This is a genomic window from Herbiconiux moechotypicola (assembly GCF_024979255.1).
GTDB classification, from domain to species: domain Bacteria; phylum Actinomycetota; class Actinomycetes; order Actinomycetales; family Microbacteriaceae; genus Herbiconiux; species Herbiconiux moechotypicola.
In genome coordinates this window covers 103,284-121,665 of the sequence record NZ_JANLCN010000010.1, presented here as the reverse complement: position 1 = coordinate 121,665, position 18,382 = coordinate 103,284, and the positions used below count along the sequence as shown (strand labels likewise).

Here is an 18,382-nt window from a genome sequence, read left to right as displayed (position 1 = left end):
TCGCCCCCCAGTGAACTCCCCGGCGGCCGAGCCGCCAAGGGGGCTCAGGACGCGGCGGGCGCGTACCGCGCGACGGTGGCCGCGTTCTGCACGAAGACGGCACGGTCGGCGTCGTCGAAGGTGTCGGGGATGCCGCCGAGCACGAGCTCGTGGAACCCCTTCACCGAGGAGTCGGAGGCCTGCGAGCCGAGGTCGTTCGCCATCACCGTCACCGCGTACAGCTTCTCGGTGGCGGAGGCGTTCTTGATGTGGTGCACCGACCCCACAGGCAGCACCAGCACGTCGCCGGCGGTCACCGCGACACTGTGCTCGTCGCTCACGGCCACGCCCTCGCCCTTGAGGAAGACGAAGATCTCCACCGACTCGGGATGCGAGTTGTCGGGCTGGCTCCCCGACGGGTCCCAGATCTCGAAGAACACGCTCGTCGGCGACCCGTCGGCCGGCCCGGTGAGCGGCACCAGCTTCACGGTGTCGCCCGCGCTGATGCGGTAGGCGACGAGGTCGGAGTCGTGGGTGAGAAGCGGGGCCGTGGTCATGCCCACAGGCTAGGGCCACGGCGTTTCGGGCAGGTTTCCGTGCGGCAGCGGGTTTCCGTGCGGCAGCGGATTTCAGTGCGGCAGCCCGAGCGACCCCAGCCACTCCATCAGTTTCGGCACCGCTCGCAGCGCCACCGTCCCGTGTCCTGTGCCCTCGATCGTGTACGACGTCACCGTCGTGCCCGCCTCCGCCTGCGACTTCACGAACGCCGCCGTGATATCGGGGTGCACCAGCTGGTCCACATCGCCCTGCGCCACGAACAGCGGCACCGGCAGCGCCGCACCGCCCGAGCCGGGGGTGTTCGCCGCGAGCAGGTCGGCCCAGGGCTGAGTGGTCGACGGGTCGCCGCTGAGGTAGTCGCCCACGAGCGGCGCACCGATCTCGTGCAGCTGCGAGTTCTGCCCCAGCAGGCACAGCTCGTTCATCGAGGGCGCTGCGGCCGCGGCGGCGGGGGTGAGGATCGTGTCGAGCGAGGCGCCCGGGGTCGACGGCCCGTACACCGAGGCGTAGGCGGTGAAGGCGTACGACCCGATCGTGACCCCCGAGATATCGCCGATGTCGGCCTTCAGCAGCGCCGCGAGATCGGTGGCGGGCGCGGCCACGGCCACCGCCTTCAGCTGCAGCTCGGGAGCGTAGGCGGCCGCCTGCTGCGCCGCGAACAGCGCCGCCTGCCCGCCCTGCGAGTGCCCCCACAGCACGAGTTCGGTGCCCACCCGCGCATCCGGGATGCCGCGCGCGGCCCGCACCGCATCGAGCACGTTGTTGCCCTCGGTCACCCCGATCAGGTACGAGTCGGGTCCGTCCACCCCGAGCCCCGAGTAGTCGGTGGCGGCGACCGCGTAGCCGGCGTCGGTCAGCTCCTTCAGCCCCTCGACGAGGTCGAACGGGTCGAGGCCCACCGAGGGTGCACAGCGGATCGCGGTGCCAGTGGTCGGATGCGCCCACGACACCACGGGCCAACCGCCCGCCGGCGGGTCGCCGTCCGGGGTGATCACCAGCCCCGACACCACGATGTCGTCGCCCAGCACGTCGGTGGAGTGGTAGAGCACCCGCCACGCGAGGGTGCCGGGAGGGGCGCTGCCGATCGGCTCGCTCCTCAGCACCGTGCCCGGCGCGGCGGGGTCGACCGTGGCGGGCAGCGTGTAGAAGGGCTGCTCCGCGGCTTCCTCGGCGGCGCCTTCGGCCAGGCGCAGCGCATCGGTCCAGAACGTCGAGGCGACCGACAGACCCACCACCACCGCGGCGGTGAGTACGATCGCGAGCAGCCCGTCGACCACGAGCCGTCGACCCCGGGTGCGCGGGTGCGCGTTCCCGCTGCCGACCCCCGGCTCAGGCTTCGCCGACATAGCTCCACCGCCCGCCGTCGCGCCCGAACCGGCTCCGCTCGTGCTGGGTGCCACGGCGCCCGGTGCCGTCGGCCTCGGTCACGCGATAGCGGGCCGTGAACTCCACCTCACCCTCCGTGTCGAGCAGGCCGCCACCGCTGCGCCCCACGATCTCGAGCGACAGCCACCGGATGCCCGGGTCGAGCTCGAGGCTCGCCGGCCGCGTCGACGGGTGCCAGCTGGCGAGCAGATAGGTAGCGTCACCCCGCGCGAAGGCGGTGTACCGCGAGCGCATGAGCCGCTCGGCGGTGGGTGGATGCGCACGGCCCGCCAGGTAGGGCTCGCAGCACTGCCCGAAGGTGTCGCCCGAGAGGCACGGGCAGCGGTCGCTCACGCCTCGGAGCCGGGCACGACGGCCGTGCGGCGGGCGTGCATGCGCTTCTCGATGATCTGCAGGGGGGTCGAGAGCAGGAGCACGAAGAGCCAGAACAGCCCGCCCGACGGGAACAGCACGACGAGCACCAGCACGACGAGCATCATCCCGGCCATGATGAGCGAAGGGGCCATGCGGAGAGTGCCGCGCACCGCCTCCGCCTGCAGCTCGGGATGGCGCACGAACTCGAACTGCTGCCACACCGCGGTGAGGCTCGTCGCCGCCATGGTGCCCACGTAGAGCGCAGTCGTGGTGGGGTCGTCGTGCCCGCTCACGGCGATGAGCTCGGTGGGGAACGGCAGGAAGACGATGGTGAGCAGCCACAGCAGGTTGATCCAGAGCGTCGCCCGGTTGTAGTCGACGATCTTCTCGAACATGCCGTGGTGCGCGAGCCAGAAGCGGCCGATGACCGCGAAGCTGATGACGAACACCAGCAGCCGGGGGCCGTCTTCGACCAGCAGCTCGTCGATCGGCTTGCCGCTGACCTCGGTGGCGGTCTCGACCAGCGGGAGGATGAGCAGGGTGATGGCGATGGCCACGACGGCATCGCTGAAGTTGACCAGCCTGTCGAATCCCCGTTCCGTGCGCATGCGCCCATTATCCCGGGCCGGGAATACCACTGTCTTCCCCCAGGTTGGGGCTTTCCGAAGGTAGTTAACAGGAGGCAAGATTCTGGACCCCGATGAACGCGCTCGTCTGAGCCGACCCCTCGACGACCGCGCCGTCGTCTTCACCCTCGCCTTCACCGGCCTCGTCACCGCGTTCATGATGACGCTGCTGGTGCCGCTCGTCCCCGAGCTGCCCGACATCCTGCGGGTCTCGGCCGAGGACTCCCAGTGGGCGGTGACCGTCACCCTGCTCACGGCCGCCGTGGCCACGCCCATCTTCGGGCGGCTGGGCGACCTCTACGGCAAGCGCCGCATGGTGCTCATCGTGCTCTCGTTCGTGCTGCTCGGCTCGCTCATCGCCTTCTTCTCGCACGAGCTGGCGCCGCTGATCGTGGGCCGGGCGCTCCAAGGCACCGGTCTGGCCGTCATCCCGCTCGGCGTGAGCATCCTGCGCGACGTGCTGCACCGCGACCGCGTGGGCCCCGCCATCGCCCTGGTGAGTGCCACCCTCGGCATCGGTGGCGCGATCGGCCTGCCGCTGGCCGCCGTCATCTCGCAGTTCCTCGACTGGCACATCCTGTTCGCCGTGTCGGGCGTGCTGGCGCTCGCCGGGTTCGCGCTCGTGTGGCGCTTCATCCCGGTGAGCACGCTCCGGGCCGAGGGCACCTTCGACGCCCTGGGCGCGGTGGGTCTCGGTATCGGTCTGGCTTCGCTGCTGCTCGGCATCTCGAAGGGGTCGGGATGGGGGTGGGGCTCGCCCGCGACGCTCGGCACCCTCATCGGCGGGGTCGTCGTGCTGGTGCTCTGGGTGCTCTTCGAGCTGCGATCGCGCAGCCCGCTCATCGACATCCGCGTAGCCGCGAGGCCCACGGTGCTGCTCACCAACCTCGCCTCCATCACCGTGGGGTTCACCTATTTCGCCAGCACGGTCGTGCTGCCGCAGCTGCTCGAGGCCTCGACCGCCACCGGGGTCGGCCTCGGGCAGTCGATGCTCGTGTCGAGCCTGTGTCTCATGCCGAGCGGACTCGTGATGTGGGCCATGTCGCCCGTGGCCGCGCGGCTCATCGCCGCCCGCGGGGCGCGCACGAGCCTGCTGCTCGGGATCACCATCATCGCCGTGAGCTACCTGCTCGCGGTGTTCCTTATGAGCGAGGTGTGGCACGCGGTGCTCATCGCCACCCTCGTGGGCTTCGGCGTGGGCTTCGCCTACTCGTCGATGCCCACGCTCATCATGGGCGCGGTGCCCTCCACCGAGACCGCTGCCTCGAACGGCCTCAACTCGGTGATGCGCACGCTCGGTTCGTCGATCGCGAGTGCGGTGTTCGGCGTGGTGCTCGCCTCGCAGCTGGTGTCGGCAGCGGGGGAGACCACCCCGAGCGCGAGCGCGTTCCAGGTGTCGTTCGCGGTGTCGGCGGTGGCCGCGGTGATCGGGGTGGTGTTCACGGTGTTCATTCCGAAGCACCACCGGCCGTACCGGTCGGCGAGTCTGCCCGACGCCGACGACCGCGGCTGAGCGGCGGGGTCGAGCGGCCAGGAGCGCTGGTCGGGCTCAGAGCGCGGCGATGCTCCAGGATGCGGTGGCCGAGGCCCCCGGCGCGAGCACGATCAGGTCGAGGCCGGAGTTGAACGCGTCGGGAGGGCAGGTCATCGGCTCGACCGCCAGGCCCGAGCGCGCCGAGGCGTCGGCGGTGTGCACCTGCACCCAGCGGCACTCCGGCCCGAAGGTCATCGCGACGCCGGTGCCCGCCGGCGAGGTGACCGTGACCGTGGCCACTCCTTCCGCATCCCGGGTCAGCGAGGTGAAGGCGTGGTCGATGAAGGTGTCGGCGATGAGGCGGGGGGAGCGGAAGTCGAACGCCCCGCCGTCTTCGACCGCGACATCCGAGAGACCGATCGGGATGAGGCGCTCGGGCGTGACGGTGAGAACCTCGGATGCGGGCAGCTCGAGAGTCCAGTCGTCGACCGTGCCGGGGCCGGCCACGAGGTAGGGGTGCGGTCCGGTGCCGAACGGTGCGGGGTCATCGCCCGTGTTGAGAGCGGTCACGCTCTGGTGCAGGCCGGCGTCGTCGAGGCGGTACTCCACGGTGAGCTCGAGGCGGTGGGGGTAGCCCGCCTGCGACTCGACGGTGGCGCGCAGCGCGACGCGGTCGACGGTGCGCTCGGCGACCTCGAAGTCGAGCCAGGCCACGAGGCCGTGCAGGGCGTTGCCGCGCTCGGGCTCCGTGAGGGGCAGCTGGGCGGTCTCTCCGCCGAACACGTAGCGGCCGTCGGTGACCCGGTTCGGCCAGGGCGCGAGGGTGGCGCCGCGGTAGGCGGGGCGCTGCTCGTCGACGCCGTAGGGCACCACGAGGTCGCGGCCGTCGTGCTGCAGCACGCGCAGGGAGGCGCCGATGCTCGCGACGGAGGCGCGGTAGGGGCCGCTCTCGAGGTCGATGCGTGCTCCGGAGAGGGGGCGGACAGCGGGCACGGCGACTCCTAGCGGGGGACGGACGGATCGCCCCCACGCTACCGGGCGTGGCCACCGCCGGAAAAACCCTGGGCCGTGGAGGCCGCATCGCGGTAACCTTCGAATCAGCTTCGAATCAGCAGGGACTCGAACCAGTGACGAGGAAGGGACGCCCGCCATGACCGACCCCAACCAGCCCCCCGTGCCTCCGCAGCCGTCGGTGCCGCCGCAGTCGTCGACGCCTCCGGCGGCACCCCCGCCCCCGGCACCCGCCTACCAGGCCGCTCCTCCGGTGACGCCGCCCCCGGTGTCGGCACCGCCCACCGCCGCTCCCGGGTACGCCGCGGCGCCGCCGGCCACCTTCCCGGGCAAGTCGCTCGGCATCGCCGGCCTCATCGTGGCGATCGCGGGCTTCTTCATCTTCCCGCTGGTGGCGCCGATCGCCGGTCTCATCATGAGCATCATCGCGCGCAAGCAGTCTCGCGAGGCCGGTTTCGCGAACGGGCCTGCGAAGGCGGGTGTGATCGTGTCGATCATCGCGATCGTGCTCGAGGTGATCGGCCTCATCATCTTCATCGTCGTGCTCGTCGCCCTCGCGGGAAGCGTGATCGACGCCTGTGCGCAGCTCGGACCGGGCGTGTGGGAGGTCGACGGCATCACCTACACCTGCAACTGAGCATCGCCGCGGCACGCGCGCCGCGCATCCTGGAGCCCCGCCCCGCGTCATCTTCGCCGGGCGGGGCTTCTGCGTGGCTAGAGTGAAGTCGACCCTTCGGAAGGACGCATCCATGGCTGCTCAGATCTACGCCGACGTCACCGCCATCGTCGGCCGCACCCCGCTCGTTCGCATCAACCGTCTCACCGAGGGCATCGACGCCACGGTGCTCGGCAAGCTCGAGTTCTACAACCCCGCCAACAGCGTGAAAGACCGCATCGGTGTCGCCATCGTCGACGCCGCCGAGAAGTCCGGGGCGCTGAAGCCCGGCGGCACCATCGTCGAGGGCACGAGCGGCAACACCGGCATCGCGCTCGCGATGGTGGGTGCCGCCCGAGGCTACAAGGTCATCCTCACGATGCCCGAGACGGCGTCGTCGGAGCGGCGCGTGGTGATGCGCGCCTACGGGGCGGAGCTCGTGCTCACCCCCGGCCCCGAGGGCATCAAGGGTGCGCTGGCGAAGGCGCAGGAGATCGTCGACTCCACCGAGAACGCGATCCTCGCGCGCCAGTTCGAGAACGAAGCCAACCCGGCGGTGCATCGCACCACCACGGCCGAGGAGATCTGGGCCGACACCGACGGCGCCGTCGACATCTTCGTCGCGGGCATCGGCACCGGCGGCACCATCACGGGCGTGGGCCAGGTGCTCAAGGAGAAGAAGCCCGGGGTGCAGGTCGTCGGTGTCGAGCCGATCGACTCGCCGCTGCTCACGCAGGGCGTGGCGGGGCCGCACAAGATCCAGGGCATCGGTGCCAACATCGTGCCGCCCATCCTCGACCGCGAGGTGTACGACGAGATCATCGACGTCACGCTCGACGACGCGCTGACCGTGGCCCGCGACCTCGCGAGCGAGGAGGGCATCATGGCGGGCATCTCGTCGGGTGCCATCATGTGGGCGGCCCTCGAGGTCGCGAAGCGGCCCGAGAACGCGGGCAAGACCGTCGTCGCCGTGGTGTGCGACCTCGGTGAGCGCTACATCTCGACCCCGCTGTGGGCCGGGCTCGCCGACTGAGCGGGCCCGCGTGATCGGGGTGCGCCGGTGAGCGTCGGCCGCCGTCTTCTCGCCCGCGTGCGCGAAGACGTGGCCGCCGCGCGCGCTCACGACCCGGCGGCGCGGAGTGCGCTCGTGGTGGTGCTGTCATACCCCGGGGTGCACGCGGTGTGGCTGTACCGGGTGGCGCACCGCTGGTGGCGGGCGCCAGGGCTCCGGCTGCCGGCGCGGCTGCTGTCGCAGTTCGCTCGGTTCCTCACGGGTGTGGAGATCCACCCGGGTGCGCGCATCGGCCGACGGTTGTTCATCGATCACGGGATGGGCGTGGTGATCGGTGAGACCGCGGTCATCGGCGACGACGTGATGCTCTACCACGCGGTCACGCTCGGCGGGAAGAGCTCGCGCCGCGAGAAGCGCCACCCCACGCTCGGCGACCGGGTGACGGTCGGTGCGGGCGCCACCATCCTCGGGCCGGTGGTCATCGGCTCCGACAGCAGCGTGGGCGCGGGTGCGGTCGTCGTCAAAGACGCCCCCGCGGGTTCCGTGCTCGTCGGCATCCCCGCCCGCGACGTCGCGCACGCCACCCCCGGCGCCTCCGGCCCCCGCGACTCCCTCACCGACCCCGCCTTCTACCTCGACCCCGCCATCTACATCTGACGTCGCCCTACGAGCCCCACCCATCCGCGCATCCGCCCTACCTCGCGCGTCCCGCCCCACCCGCGCGTGCGCCCTACCCCGCGCATGCCGCAACCCGGACTCCACCCGCTCGTCTGCTCGTCGGAGTGTTCGGGCTTCGCCACGCGAGGCGCGATCCTCGCCCCATGCGGTGCCGGCCGTCGCCACGCGTGGCGAACTCGACGCGCAACACCTGCGCGGGTGCGGGGTGGGGGGGATGGTGGGCGCGTGGTGGCGCGTGAGGTCGGCCGCGCCGCGACAGCCACGCGAGCCGGGTTGCTCGCCGCCGACGGCGCCGCTCGTCGTGTGGCGTGGCGAACCCGCCGCGCGCCTACGTAGGGCGAGGTGGATGCGCGGGCGGCCGATGTGAGAGCGGGCAGGGGTGGAGAGAAAATGCTGCTGCATATCTTGAAATCGTAGAAATTTCCGGTACGGTGTGGGAATCGGTAATCATTTCCTACCCTCCCGAGAGGACATCATGCACGCTCGTATCCGCAGCATCGTCGCTGCGTCGGCCGTCGGAGCGATGGCGCTCCTCGGCCTCAGCGCCTGCAGCACCGCTTCATCGTCGAACTCGGACGAGCCCCTCGTGGGCCTCGTCATCAAGACCCAGGACAACCCCTTCTACGTGAAGATGACCGAGGGCGCGAAGGAGGAAGCCGAGGCACTGGGCTTCAACCTCCAGGTCGCCTCCGGCGACGGCCAGAGCGACGTGGACTCGCAGATCACGGCGATCGAGAACTTCACCGCCCAGGGCGCGAAGGCGATCCTCGTCACCCCCGCCGGCGACGGCATCATCCCGGCCATCCAGAAGGCGCAGCAGGCGGGCGTCGTGGTGTTCGCCATGGACTCCCCGCTCGGCGAGGGCTCCGGCATCGACGGCACCTTCGCCACCGACAACGTGCTCGCCGGCCAGCTCGTGGGCGAGTGGGCGAAGGCCGCGCTCGGCGACACCCCGGCCCGCATCGCCACGCTCGACCTCTCCACCGACCAGATCCCGGTCGACGTCGCCCGCAACCAGGGCTTCCTCGAGGGCTTCGGCATCGACACGGCCGACCCCACCAAGATGTGGGACGAGACCGACGATCGCCTCGTCGGCCACGAGGTCACCGACGCCAACGAGGCGGGCGGGCGCACCGGCATGGAGAAGCTGCTGCAGAAAGACCCCACCATCAACCTCGTCTACACGATCAACGAGCCCACCGCCGCCGGCGCCTACCAGGCCGTCACCGCCGCGGGCCTCGAAGACCAGATCACGATCGTGTCGGTCGACGGCGGATGCCCGGGCGTCACGAACGTGCAGGAGGGCATCATCGCCGCCACGAGCATGCAGTTCCCGCTCGAGATGTCGAAGCAGGCCCTCCAGGCGGTGAAGGCCTACCTCGACGACGGCACGAAGCCCGCCAACAGCGAGGGCCTCGACTTCACCAACACCGGCGTCACCCTCATCACCGACCAGCCGCAGGAGGGTGTCGACTCCGAAGACACCGCCTGGGGCCTCGAGAACTGCTGGGGCTGACCGACATGACCGACACCAAGCCGGCCGACACGACATCGGCGGTCGGGCTGGTCGAGATCGGCCGCTCGGAGCGCCTGGGGCCCCTGCAGTGGATCGAACGGCGGATGCTCTCGCGCCCGCTGATCGGCCCCATCGCGGTGCTCGTGATCGCCCTGATCGTGTTCTCGATCGTCTCGCCCAACTTCGGCACCCTGCAGAACTTCTCGCTCATCCTGCAGCAGGTGCAGGTGATCGCGATGCTCGGCATCGCCCAGACCCTCATCATCCTCACCGCGGGCATCGACCTCTCGGTGGCGGCCGTGATGCTGCTGGCGCAGGTGGTGATGGGCAAGGTCGCGGTGGCGATGGGGCTCCCGGTGGAGCTCGCGCTCGTGGTGGGCATCCTCGTCGGCGTCGCCTGCGGCGCCATCAACGGGCTCATCGTGACCAAGCTCAACATCCCGCCGTTCATCGCCACCCTCGGCACGCTCAGCATCTTCTACGCGCTCAACATCTTCATCTCCGACGGTGAGAGCGTGCCCTACGCCGACGTGCCTGCCCTGTTCACCTTCCTGGGCACGGGGTTCCAGGTGCTCGGCACCACCTTCACCTACGGGCAGGTGCTCACCATCCTCATGTTCGTGCTCTTCGCGTACATCCTGAGGAGCACCGCCTGGGGCATGCACATCTACGCGGTGGGCGACAACATCGAGGCGGCGAGGCTCTCGGGCATTCGGGTGAACCGGGTGCTCATGTCGGTGTACGTGGTGGCGGGCCTCATCATCGGCGTGACCGCGTGGCTGCTCATCGGCCGCATCGGCTCCATCTCGCCCACGGCGGGCGCGAGCTACAACCTCGCCTCCATCACCGCGGTCGTCATCGGCGGCACGAGCCTGTTCGGCGGCCGCGGCCGCATCATGGGCACGCTGCTCGGCGCGGTGATCGTGGGCGTGTTCTCGAGCGGCCTCTCGCTCGCGGGCTTCGACAACCTCTGGCAGGAGTTCACCATCGGACTGCTCATCATCGGCGCCGTCGCGGTCGACCAGCGCCTGCGCAAGATCGGACGCTGAGATGACCGACACGACAACGACGACGACATCGACCACGCCCGACCCCGCTCCCGAGCTCATCCTCGAGGGCCGGGGCCTCGTGAAGCGCTACGGCCACGTGGTGGCGCTCGACGAGACCGACTTCGAGATCCGCCGCGGCGAGGTGCTCGCGGTGATCGGCGACAACGGCGCCGGCAAGTCCTCCCTCATCCAGTGCCTCTCCGGTGCGGTGCAGCCCGACGAGGGCGAGCTGCTCGTGGGCGGCGAGCGCACCACGCTCAAGTCGCCCGTCGAGGCGCGCCGGCTCGGCATCGAGACGGTGTTCCAGAGCCTCGCCGTGTCGCCCGCGCTCGACGTGGCGAGCAACATCTTCCTCGGCCGCGAGATCCGCCGCGCGGGCATCGCGGGCAGCGTGTTCCGGATGCTCGACAAGAAGAAGATGCGCCAGGAGGCCCTCGGCGCCATGTCGGAGCTCGGCCTCCAGACCCTCCAGAACGTGGGCCAGTCGGTGGAGACGCTCTCCGGCGGCCAGCGTCAGGGTGTGGCGGTCGCCCGCGCCGCAGCCTTCGGCTCGAAGGTGGTCATCCTCGACGAGCCCACCGCCGCCCTCGGCGTGAAGGAGTCCGGTCGGGTGGTGAAGCTCATCAAGGACATCAATGCCCGCGGCATCCCCGTCATCCTCATCAGCCACAACATGCCGCAGATCTTCGAGGTGGCCGACCGCATCCACATCCAGCGCCTCGGCAAGCGCATCGCGCTCGTGGAGACCGACCAGGTCGACATGGCGGATGCGGTGGCGATGATGGTGGGCGCGAAGACCCCCGAGCAGCTCGGCCTCGGGAGCCCGGCATGACCGGGAGCGGCGCGGCGGCCGGTGCGGCCACCCGCGCCGCCGACTACCTCGCCCAGGCCGGCGTGGTGCCCGTGGTCGTGGTCTCCTCGGCAGACCAGGCCCTCCACCTGGCCGACGCGCTGGCGGCCGGTGGGCTCACTGGCATGGAGGTGACCTTCCGCTCCGCGGCCGCTGCGGCAGCCATCCGGGCGGTGACGGATGCGCGTCCCGGCTTCGTGGTGGGAGCCGGGACGCTGCTCACCACGGCGTCGGTCGACGCCGCGGTGGAGGCCGGTGCGCACTTCGGGGTCGCCCCCGGCACCAACCCCGAGGTGCTCGCCCACGCCGCCTCACGAGGTCTCGACTTCATCCCGGGGGCGGCCACCGCATCCGAGCTCGACCGCGCCCTCGCGCTCGGCGCCGACGTGGTGAAGCTGTTCCCCGCCGAGGCGGCCGGCGGTGTCGCCCTCATCGACGCGCTCGCCGGGCCCTACCCGCACGCGCGGCTCATGCCCACCGGCGGCATCAGGGTCGACGATCTGCCGCGCTACCTATCCCGCCCCTCCGTGCTCGCCTGCGGCGGCACCTGGATCGCACCCCGCGACCTGCTCGAGGCCGGCGACTTCGCCGAGATCACGCGGCGGGCGGCCTCGGCCGCCGACACCGTGAGAACCATCAGAGACAACGCTCGAAAGGAGCACCACCATGGTGCCTGACTACCTGCCGACCCCCGGCGACGCGCTCGCCGGCAAGGTCGCCCTCATCACCGGCGCCGCCTCGGGCATCGGCGAGGCCGTCGCCCGCATCTATGCCGCCAACGGCGCCAAGGTGGCGATGATCGACATCGACACCGCCCGCCTCGACCAGGTCGCCGCCGACATCGCCGAGCGCAGTGCCGACCGCGGCGGCGAGGTGCTCGCCCTCACCGGAGACGTGGTCGACGAAGACCAGGTGCGCTCCTTCTTCGCCGAGACCCTCGCCCGCTTCGGCCGGCTCGACCTCGTGGTGAACAGTGCGGGCCGCGACTCGCTGGCGCCGCCCATCACCGAGGTCACGCTCGAGGAGTGGACGAAGACCATCGGCCCCAACCTCACCGGCGTCTTCCTCTGCTGCCGCGAGGCCTTCCTCGTCATGGAGAAGCAGTCCACGGGCGGCCGCATCATCAACATGGGCTCCTCGTCGACGAAGGTCGCCTCCGGGCCGGGCCACAGCCCGTACCGGGCGTCGAAGCACGGGATGCTGGGGCTGTCGAAGAACATCCTCATCGAGGGCATGGAGAAGAACATCGGCGTGACCGTGCTGAACCCCTCGCACGTGCGCACCCCCATGACCGAGATCATCGACCGCGGCCTCTACGACGGCGACCTGCCCGCCTACACCGACGGCTGGCTCGACGAGAAGGAGATCGAGGAGGGCCTCTCGGCCAGCTGCATCGACGTGTCGAACGTGGCCGAGGCCGCGCTCTACATCGCCACCCGCACGCCCGACGTCACCATCCCCACCTTCTCGCTCTACCCCACGCACAAGGTGCTGCGGTACGGCATGGAGGTCTGAGATGAAGGCGGCAGTGCTGGAGGGGGTGCGCTCGCTCGTCGTGCGCGACGTGCCCCCGCCCGAGCCCGTGGGCGTCGACCCGGTGCTCGTGCGCGTGGGCGCGGTGGGCGTGTGCGGCTCCGACGTGCTGCGCTACGGCGTGGGCAAGGGCTACGGCTTCCCGCTGGTGCTCGGGCACGAGATGTCGGGCACGGTGGAGGAGGACTCCGCCGACGGGATGCTCGTGGCGGGCGACCGGGTGGCGATCTTCCCGTGCATCCCCGACCCCACCGATCCGATGACCGAGATCGGCGAGTACACGCTCGGCGACCGGTACGACTACTTCGGCTCCCGGCGTGACGGCGGGCTGGAAGAGTACCTGCGGGTGCCGGCCCGCAACCTCGTGAAGCTGCCGGCGGGCACCTCGCTCATCGCGGGTGCGATGGTGGAGCCCGCGGGGGTGGCGCTGCACGCCGTGCGCAAGGCCGTGGTGCCGCCGAACGCGAGCGCGCTCGTGATCGGCGCGGGCCCGATCGGGCTCTTCGCGGCGCAGTGGCTGCGCATCCTCGGCGTGGTGCGCGTGCTCGTGGCCGACGTCGACGCGCGCAAGCGCACCGTCGCGGCGCAGCTCGGCTTCGAGACGCTCGACGCCTCGGCCGCGCCCTCCGACGAGCTCGCCCTGGCCGCCACCGGCGGCCGCGGGGTCGACATCTCCGTCGAGGCCTCCGGTCTGGGCGTCACCTTCCTGCAGGCGGTGCACGCCGCCGCTCACCGCGGCCAGGTGGTGCTGCTCGGCGACCTCTCGACCGACGTGGCCCTGCCCAAGGAGGCGGTGTCGCGCATCCTGCGCCGCGAGCTCGTGCTGCGCGGCACCTGGAACGCGACGATCGCGCCGCGGGTAACGAACGACTGGGAGATGGTGGTGGCCTGCCTCGGCCGCACGCTCGCGGTCGACGACCTGGTGAGCCACGTCGAGACGCTCGACGACGCGCCCGCGGTGTTCGCGCGGCTGGCGGATCGAGCGGGATGGTCGAACAAGACGGTGTTCGCGGTGTCGGCCGAGGCGCTGGCCGAGCGGGATGCGGCGCTCGCCGCGTCGCTCTCCGCGCGGCTCGCGGGGGAGGACGCCGCCGAGCGCGCCGCCACCGCGCCGGTCTCGCAAGGTGCCCCGGCCGCCCCGCTGGCCCCGGAGGTGGCCCGATGAAGGCCGCCGTCTTCCGCGAGCCCGGCGTGATCGAGGTCGCCGAAGTGCCGGTGCCGGCCATCGGGCCGGGCGACGTGCTCGTGCGCGTGCGCGCCGCGAGCATCTGCGGCACCGACCTGCGCATCGTGAAGCACGGCCACTTCCGCATCCCGGCCGGCACTCCACGCGTGCTCGGGCACGAGTGGAGCGGCGAGGTGGTGGAGGCCGGCGCCGAGGTGCAGGGCTTCGCCCCGGGCGACCGGGTGAGCGCGGCCCCCAACGTGGGCTGCGGGCGCTGCGCCCTCTGCGCCAAGGGCCTCAACCAGCTCTGCCCCGACTACGAGGCCTTCGGCATCACGATGGACGGCGGCTTCGCCGAGTTCCTCCGCGTGCCCGCCATCGCCCTCGAGCGCGGCAACCTCTTCCACCTGCCCGACAGTGTGGGCTTCGAGGTGGCGGCCGTGATCGAGCCGCTGTCGTGCTGCCTGCACGGGCAGCGCAAGGTCGAGGTGGGCGAGGGCGACACGGTGCTCATCATCGGCGCGGGGCCCATCGGATGCTTCCACACGGTGCTCGCGAAGAGGGCGGGCGCCCGGCAGGTGATCGTCGCCAACTCGCGGCAGCCGCGCCTCGAGATCGCCGGACGGATGGGCGCCGACGTGCTCGTGAACGTCACCGAGACCGACCTCGCCGCCGAGGTCGACCGGCTGACCGGAGGTGAGGGGGCCGACGTGGTCATCACCTGCGTGTCGAAGGCCGAGGTCATCTCCGCGGCCACCGGTCTCGCCGGACGGCTCGGCCGCATCAACGTGTTCTCGGGCCTCGGCGACGGCGCCCGGCCGCCGATCGACGTGAACTCGCTGCACTACCGCGAGCAGACGCTCACCGGCACCACGGGGTCGAGCGTCACCGACTACGGCGACGCCATCGACATCGTGGCGGGCGGGGGCGTCGACCTCACCCCCGTCATCACGGGGCGGTTCGCCCTCGACGACATCGCGCTCGCAATGGAGCAGTCGCGCACCGGCGCCGGTATGAAGTCGGTGATCGTGTGACCACCGTGCTCACCCCCGAGACCCTCGAGAACCAGCCCGAGCCCACCTTCTTCTTCGTGGGCGTCACCACGGGGTCGTCGTCGATCATGACGGTGTTCCCGCGCTGGGCGGAGCACCTGGGGCTGCCGCCGCGGATCGCCGGCATCGACATTCCGCTCGACGCTCCGCCCGAGGTGTACCGGCGCGTGGTGGAGTACCTGCGCGACGATCCGAACGCGCTCGGCGCGCTCGTGACCACGCACAAGCTCAACCTCTACAAGGCCAGCCGCGACCTCTTCGACGAGGTGGGGGAGTCGGCCGCGCAGCTCGACGAGATCAGCAGCATCTCGAAGCGGGGAGACCGGCTGCTCGGGCACGCGATGGACGACGTGACGGCCGGGCTCGCCTACGACGCGATCGTCGGGGAGGACACAGGCGCACGCGAGGGTGCCGGGGCCGCCGCTCGCGAGCTCCTCCTCCTCGGTGCCGGCGGCTCGTCGCTCGCGCTCACCCTGCACCTGCACCGCCTGCAGCAGGCGGGGCAGCCCGTGCCCACGCGGATCGTCGTGACCAACCGCCGCCCGGGCCGCCTCGACGAGATGCGCGCCTTCCACGATCGGCTCGGCTTCCGCATCCCGATCGACTACGTCGTCGCGCCCTCCCCCGAGCAGAACGACGAGGTGCTCTCCGGTCTCGCCCCCGGCGCGATCGTGGTGAACGCCACCGGCCTCGGCAAAGACCGTCCGGGGTCACCGCTCACGGATGCGGTCGGGTTCCCCGACGGCGCCGTCGCCTGGGACTTCAACTACCGCGGCGACCTGGTCTTCCTCGATCAGGCGAGGCGTCAGGCCGGCCGCGGCGTGCATCCGGTCGACGGCTGGTTCTACTTCCTCCACGGCTGGACGCGCGTGATGGACCAGGTGTTCGACCTGCGCATCCCCACCTCGGGCCCCGGCTTCGACCAGCTCTCCGAGATCGCCCGTCGCTGACGACGCGCGAGACCACCCACCCTTTTCCCGACACTCAGAAGGACACACCGACCATGAGCAGTACCACCGCATCCCTCGACCCCATCGTGAAGGCGGTCGCCACCCAGTTCGACCTCGGTACCGGCCTCACCGCCGACCGGCCGTCGCTCAAGCGCCCGCTCTCGGCGATGCGCGGCCTCTACGCCGACACCGAGGCCTTCGAGGCCGCCGTCGCTGCGGGCGACCCATTGAGCTACGAGTTCTACGACTTCGACGTGCCCCTGCTCGAGACCGAGGTGGCCTACGGCACGAGCATCACCTACCCCGGCAAGGTGGGCGACGAGTACTACATGACCAAGGGGCACTTCCACACCCGGCTCGAGTCGGCCGAGATCTACTTCTGCCTCTCGGGGCAGGGGCTCATGCTCATGGAGAGCCCAGAGGGCGACGTGCAGGTGGAGGAGTTCCGGCCCGGCCGCTCGGTGTACGTGCCCGGGCGCTACGCGCACCGCAGCATCAACACCTCGGCGAGCGAGCCGCTCATCACCTTCTTCGCCTTCCCGGGCGACGCCGGGCACGACTACGGCACCATCGAGACCAAGGGGTTCCGCACCATCGTGCTCGACCGCGACGGTGTGCCCGAACTCGTGGCGAACCCGCGCTGGGCGGACTGAGCGGCATGGACGCCGCTGTCTCTGCCTCGGCGGGGCGCATCGTCGTAACGCCCCGCTCGGCCTACGGCCACCCAGCCCTCGAGCGGATGCGCGACGCCGGTTACGAACTCGTCTTCCCGTCACCCGGAGCGGTGCCCACGCCCGAGCAGCAACGCGCGGCGCTCGGCTCGGCCGTGGGGTACCTCGCGGGGGTCGAGCCCGTCACGCGCGAGACGCTGGCGGCGGCTCCGCGGCTGCGGGCGATCTCGCGCAACGGCACGGGTGCTGACGCGATCGACCTGGCCGCCGCCTCGGAGCTCGGCGTGGAGGTGCTGCGGGCACCCGCCGCCAACGCGCAGGGCGTGGCCGAGCTCGCGGTCGGGCTGATGCTCGCCGCGGCGCGCTCGCTGCCCTCGGCCACGGCGGCCATCCGCGCGGGGGAGTGGGGCCGGTGGGAGGGGATCGAGCTCGCCGGGCGGCGGCTCGGCCTCGTGGGCGCCGGGCAGGTGGGCCGGCGCGTGGCGCGTGTCGCCCTGGCGCTCGGGATGAGCGTGCGGGCGTTCGACGCCTACCCCGACAGCTCGTTCGCGCCCGACGGCGACTTCGCCTTCGCACCCCTGGAGGAGGTGCTCGCCACCGCCGAGGTGCTGAGCCTGCACGCGCCGCCGGCCGCGACCCCGCTGCTGGATGCGCGGGCGCTCGCTGCCCTGCCCGCCGGCGCGATCCTCGTGAACACGGCGCGTGCATCCCTCGTCGACGAAGCGGCCGTGCTCGCCGCCCTCGACTCGGGCGGGTTGCGGGCCTACGCCACCGACGTGTTCGAGGTGGAGCCGCCCGGCGTCACCACGCTCACCGCGCATCCCGCCGTTCTGGGCACCGCGCACATCGGCGGCTTCACCCGCGAGAGCGTCGACCGGGCCCTCGGGGCAGCGGTGTCGAATCTGCTCGACGCCTTAGACTCTGACCGTGAGCGACCAGGCGATGAGTGACAACATCCTGCACCAGATCTCGCGCCGTGCAGGGTCGCTCAGTCCTGCGCTGCGAGGCGTGGCCGACGTCATCCTCACCAACCCCGAAGAGGCGCAGGCGCTCTCCATCACCGAGCTCGCCGGGCGGGCCGGGGTGGCCGACTCGACGGTGTCGCGGTTCCTGCGCGAGCTCGAGCTCGACGGCTACAACCAGCTGCGCCTCGGCATCGCCCAGGCCATCTACTCGCGGCCCGGCGCCGGAGAGCAGCGCACCAACTGGGTGTACGAGGGCGTGCTCAAGGGCGACAGCACCGAGAACGTGATCGAGAAGGTGCTGCACGGCAGCTACGAGTCGCTCACCCGCACCGCCGAGCGACTCGACCCCGAGGTGATCGCCGACACGGTCGAGCGCATCCACTCGGCCTCGTCGCTCTACTTCGCCGCCATGGGGTCGTCGTCGAGCGCGGCCGAGAGCGCCACCATGCGGTTCCTCCGCGCCGGGGTGCGGTGTCACTTCTTCCGCGACCAGAGCGTGCAGTCGATGGGCAGCGCCACGCTCGGGCCCTCCGACGTGCTCATCGCCATCAGCGACTCGGGCGACTCCACCTCGGTGGTGTCGTCGGCGCAGATCGCGAAGTTCCACGGGGCGCACACGGTGGGGGTCACTTCCAACGTCGACTCGGCGCTGGCCTCCGTGGTCGACACGGTGCTGCTGACGGCCGGGACGGTGGCCTCGTCGGACGTGTACGGTGAGTCGGTCACGGCGAAGTGGGGGCAGCTGCTCGCGATCGACGCGCTGTACGCGTCGTACGCCACGACGTACTACGAGGAGACGGCCGACTACCTGCAGGAGTCGTACCTCTCGGCCATCCGGCCCACGCGCGTCAGCGGCTCCCGGTAATTCGGGAGATAGCCCGAGAGCAGGGGAGCCGAC

The 18,382-nt window shown here is 71.2% G+C and carries 20 protein-coding genes; 15 read left to right on the top strand and 5 right to left on the bottom strand.

Translation table 11 applies throughout. The features are described 5' to 3' along the window. Positions 1-44 precede the first annotated feature (44 nt). The 4 genes from N1031_RS15655 to N1031_RS15640 form a co-directional block, all read right to left on the bottom strand. Positions 45-536, bottom strand: coding sequence for a cupin domain-containing protein (locus tag N1031_RS15655; protein ID WP_259480665.1), 492 nt, complete (start codon positions 534-536; stop codon positions 45-47). Positions 537-608: 72 nt separating this feature from the next. Continuing rightward, positions 609-1,883, bottom strand: coding sequence for a lipase family protein (locus tag N1031_RS15650; RefSeq protein ID WP_259480664.1), 1,275 nt, complete (start codon positions 1,881-1,883; stop codon positions 609-611). Beyond that, the gene (locus N1031_RS15645) at positions 1,867-2,256 is read right to left on the bottom strand and encodes a YchJ family protein (protein WP_259480663.1); all 390 of its coding nucleotides are present in this window, start codon (positions 2,254-2,256) and stop codon (positions 1,867-1,869) included. The genes N1031_RS15650 and N1031_RS15645 overlap by 17 nt, the downstream gene beginning before the upstream one ends. Continuing rightward, entirely contained in the window at positions 2,253-2,885 is a 633-nt protein-coding gene (locus tag N1031_RS15640) for a TMEM175 family protein (protein WP_259480662.1), read from the bottom strand. The genes N1031_RS15645 and N1031_RS15640 overlap by 4 nt, the downstream gene beginning before the upstream one ends. A 79-nt stretch (positions 2,886-2,964) precedes the next feature. On the opposite strand from N1031_RS15640, the gene N1031_RS15635 reads away from it, so the two are divergent. Next, positions 2,965-4,416 (top strand): MFS transporter, encoded by a 1,452-nt coding sequence (locus tag N1031_RS15635; RefSeq protein ID WP_310795707.1) that lies wholly within the window; start codon positions 2,965-2,967, stop codon positions 4,414-4,416. A 36-nt stretch (positions 4,417-4,452) separates the two neighbouring features. On the opposite strand, the gene N1031_RS15630 is transcribed toward N1031_RS15635, so the two are convergent. After that, positions 4,453-5,370, bottom strand: coding sequence for an aldose 1-epimerase family protein (locus N1031_RS15630; RefSeq protein WP_259480661.1), 918 nt, complete (start codon positions 5,368-5,370; stop codon positions 4,453-4,455). 157 nt (positions 5,371-5,527) lie between these two features. Here N1031_RS15630 and N1031_RS15625 point away from each other — a divergent pair, with 157 nt between their 5' ends. The 14 genes from N1031_RS15625 (at position 5,528) to N1031_RS15560 (ending at position 18,349) form a co-directional block, all read left to right on the top strand. Continuing rightward, positions 5,528-6,025, top strand: coding sequence for a hypothetical protein (locus tag N1031_RS15625; RefSeq protein ID WP_259480660.1), 498 nt, complete (start codon positions 5,528-5,530; stop codon positions 6,023-6,025). A 112-nt stretch (positions 6,026-6,137) separates the two neighbouring features. Beyond that, a complete protein-coding gene (cysK, locus tag N1031_RS15620) occupies positions 6,138-7,076 on the top strand; it encodes a cysteine synthase A (RefSeq protein ID WP_259480659.1) in 939 nt (312 codons plus the stop codon). A gap of 27 nt (positions 7,077-7,103) precedes the next feature. Further along, positions 7,104-7,712, top strand: a complete 609-nt coding sequence (gene epsC, locus N1031_RS15615; protein WP_259480658.1) for a serine O-acetyltransferase EpsC — start codon at positions 7,104-7,106, stop codon at positions 7,710-7,712. A 496-nt stretch (positions 7,713-8,208) separates the two neighbouring features. Next, positions 8,209-9,249, top strand: coding sequence for a substrate-binding domain-containing protein (locus tag N1031_RS15610; RefSeq protein ID WP_259480656.1), 1,041 nt, complete (start codon positions 8,209-8,211; stop codon positions 9,247-9,249). A 5-nt stretch (positions 9,250-9,254) separates the two neighbouring features. Beyond that, the gene (locus tag N1031_RS15605; RefSeq protein ID WP_259480654.1) at positions 9,255-10,298 is read left to right on the top strand and encodes an ABC transporter permease; all 1,044 of its coding nucleotides are present in this window, start codon (positions 9,255-9,257) and stop codon (positions 10,296-10,298) included. A 1-nt stretch (position 10,299) separates the two neighbouring features. Further along, the gene (locus tag N1031_RS15600; RefSeq protein WP_259480653.1) at positions 10,300-11,130 is read left to right on the top strand and encodes an ATP-binding cassette domain-containing protein; all 831 of its coding nucleotides are present in this window, start codon (positions 10,300-10,302) and stop codon (positions 11,128-11,130) included. Further along, a complete protein-coding gene (eda, locus tag N1031_RS15595; protein WP_259480652.1) occupies positions 11,127-11,825 on the top strand; it encodes a bifunctional 4-hydroxy-2-oxoglutarate aldolase/2-dehydro-3-deoxy-phosphogluconate aldolase in 699 nt (232 codons plus the stop codon). Before N1031_RS15600 ends, eda begins: the two co-directional genes overlap by 4 nt. Further along, positions 11,815-12,663 carry an SDR family oxidoreductase gene (locus tag N1031_RS15590; RefSeq protein ID WP_259480650.1) on the top strand — a complete coding sequence of 283 codons (849 nt, stop codon included), beginning with the start codon at positions 11,815-11,817 and terminating at the stop codon, positions 12,661-12,663. Before eda ends, N1031_RS15590 begins: the two co-directional genes overlap by 11 nt. 1 nt (position 12,664) lies before the next feature. Further along, positions 12,665-13,846 (top strand): galactitol-1-phosphate 5-dehydrogenase, encoded by a 1,182-nt coding sequence (locus N1031_RS15585; protein WP_259480649.1) that lies wholly within the window; start codon positions 12,665-12,667, stop codon positions 13,844-13,846. Further along, positions 13,843-14,880: a zinc-dependent dehydrogenase gene (locus tag N1031_RS15580; protein WP_259480648.1), complete on the top strand. Its 1,038-nt coding sequence runs from the start codon at positions 13,843-13,845 to the stop codon at positions 14,878-14,880. Before N1031_RS15585 ends, N1031_RS15580 begins: the two co-directional genes overlap by 4 nt. Continuing rightward, positions 14,877-15,848, top strand: coding sequence for a shikimate dehydrogenase family protein (locus tag N1031_RS15575; RefSeq protein WP_259480647.1), 972 nt, complete (start codon positions 14,877-14,879; stop codon positions 15,846-15,848). The genes N1031_RS15580 and N1031_RS15575 overlap by 4 nt, the downstream gene beginning before the upstream one ends. 53 nt (positions 15,849-15,901) lie before the next feature. Continuing rightward, complete coding sequence (locus N1031_RS15570; protein ID WP_259480646.1) at positions 15,902-16,501, top strand: glucose-6-phosphate isomerase; 600 nt, start codon at positions 15,902-15,904, stop codon at positions 16,499-16,501. A gap of 5 nt (positions 16,502-16,506) precedes the next feature. After that, on the top strand, positions 16,507-17,469 hold the full coding sequence (locus N1031_RS15565; protein ID WP_259480645.1) for an NAD(P)-dependent oxidoreductase: 963 nt from the start codon (positions 16,507-16,509) through the stop codon (positions 17,467-17,469). Then, positions 17,447-18,349: a MurR/RpiR family transcriptional regulator gene (locus N1031_RS15560; protein ID WP_259480644.1), complete on the top strand. Its 903-nt coding sequence runs from the start codon at positions 17,447-17,449 to the stop codon at positions 18,347-18,349. Before N1031_RS15565 ends, N1031_RS15560 begins: the two co-directional genes overlap by 23 nt. The last annotated feature ends 33 nt before the right edge of the window (positions 18,350-18,382 follow it).

Coding starts and splice junctions, on each gene's coding strand:
- N1031_RS15655 (WP_259480665.1), bottom strand. CDS start 536: ATGACCACGGCCCCGCTTCTCACCCACGACTCCGACCTCGTCGCCTAC.
- N1031_RS15650 (WP_259480664.1), bottom strand. CDS start 1,883: ATGTCGGCGAAGCCTGAGCCGGGGGTCGGCAGCGGGAACGCGCACCCG.
- N1031_RS15640 (WP_259480662.1), bottom strand. CDS start 2,885: ATGCGCACGGAACGGGGATTCGACAGGCTGGTCAACTTCAGCGATGCC.
- N1031_RS15625 (WP_259480660.1), top strand. CDS start 5,528: ATGACCGACCCCAACCAGCCCCCCGTGCCTCCGCAGCCGTCGGTGCCG.
- cysK (WP_259480659.1), top strand. CDS start 6,138: ATGGCTGCTCAGATCTACGCCGACGTCACCGCCATCGTCGGCCGCACC.
- N1031_RS15610 (WP_259480656.1), top strand. CDS start 8,209: ATGCACGCTCGTATCCGCAGCATCGTCGCTGCGTCGGCCGTCGGAGCG.
- N1031_RS15605 (WP_259480654.1), top strand. CDS start 9,255: ATGACCGACACCAAGCCGGCCGACACGACATCGGCGGTCGGGCTGGTC.
- N1031_RS15600 (WP_259480653.1), top strand. CDS start 10,300: ATGACCGACACGACAACGACGACGACATCGACCACGCCCGACCCCGCT.
- eda (WP_259480652.1), top strand. CDS start 11,127: ATGACCGGGAGCGGCGCGGCGGCCGGTGCGGCCACCCGCGCCGCCGAC.
- N1031_RS15590 (WP_259480650.1), top strand. CDS start 11,815: ATGGTGCCTGACTACCTGCCGACCCCCGGCGACGCGCTCGCCGGCAAG.
- N1031_RS15585 (WP_259480649.1), top strand. CDS start 12,665: ATGAAGGCGGCAGTGCTGGAGGGGGTGCGCTCGCTCGTCGTGCGCGAC.
- N1031_RS15580 (WP_259480648.1), top strand. CDS start 13,843: ATGAAGGCCGCCGTCTTCCGCGAGCCCGGCGTGATCGAGGTCGCCGAA.
- N1031_RS15570 (WP_259480646.1), top strand. CDS start 15,902: ATGAGCAGTACCACCGCATCCCTCGACCCCATCGTGAAGGCGGTCGCC.
- N1031_RS15565 (WP_259480645.1), top strand. CDS start 16,507: ATGGACGCCGCTGTCTCTGCCTCGGCGGGGCGCATCGTCGTAACGCCC.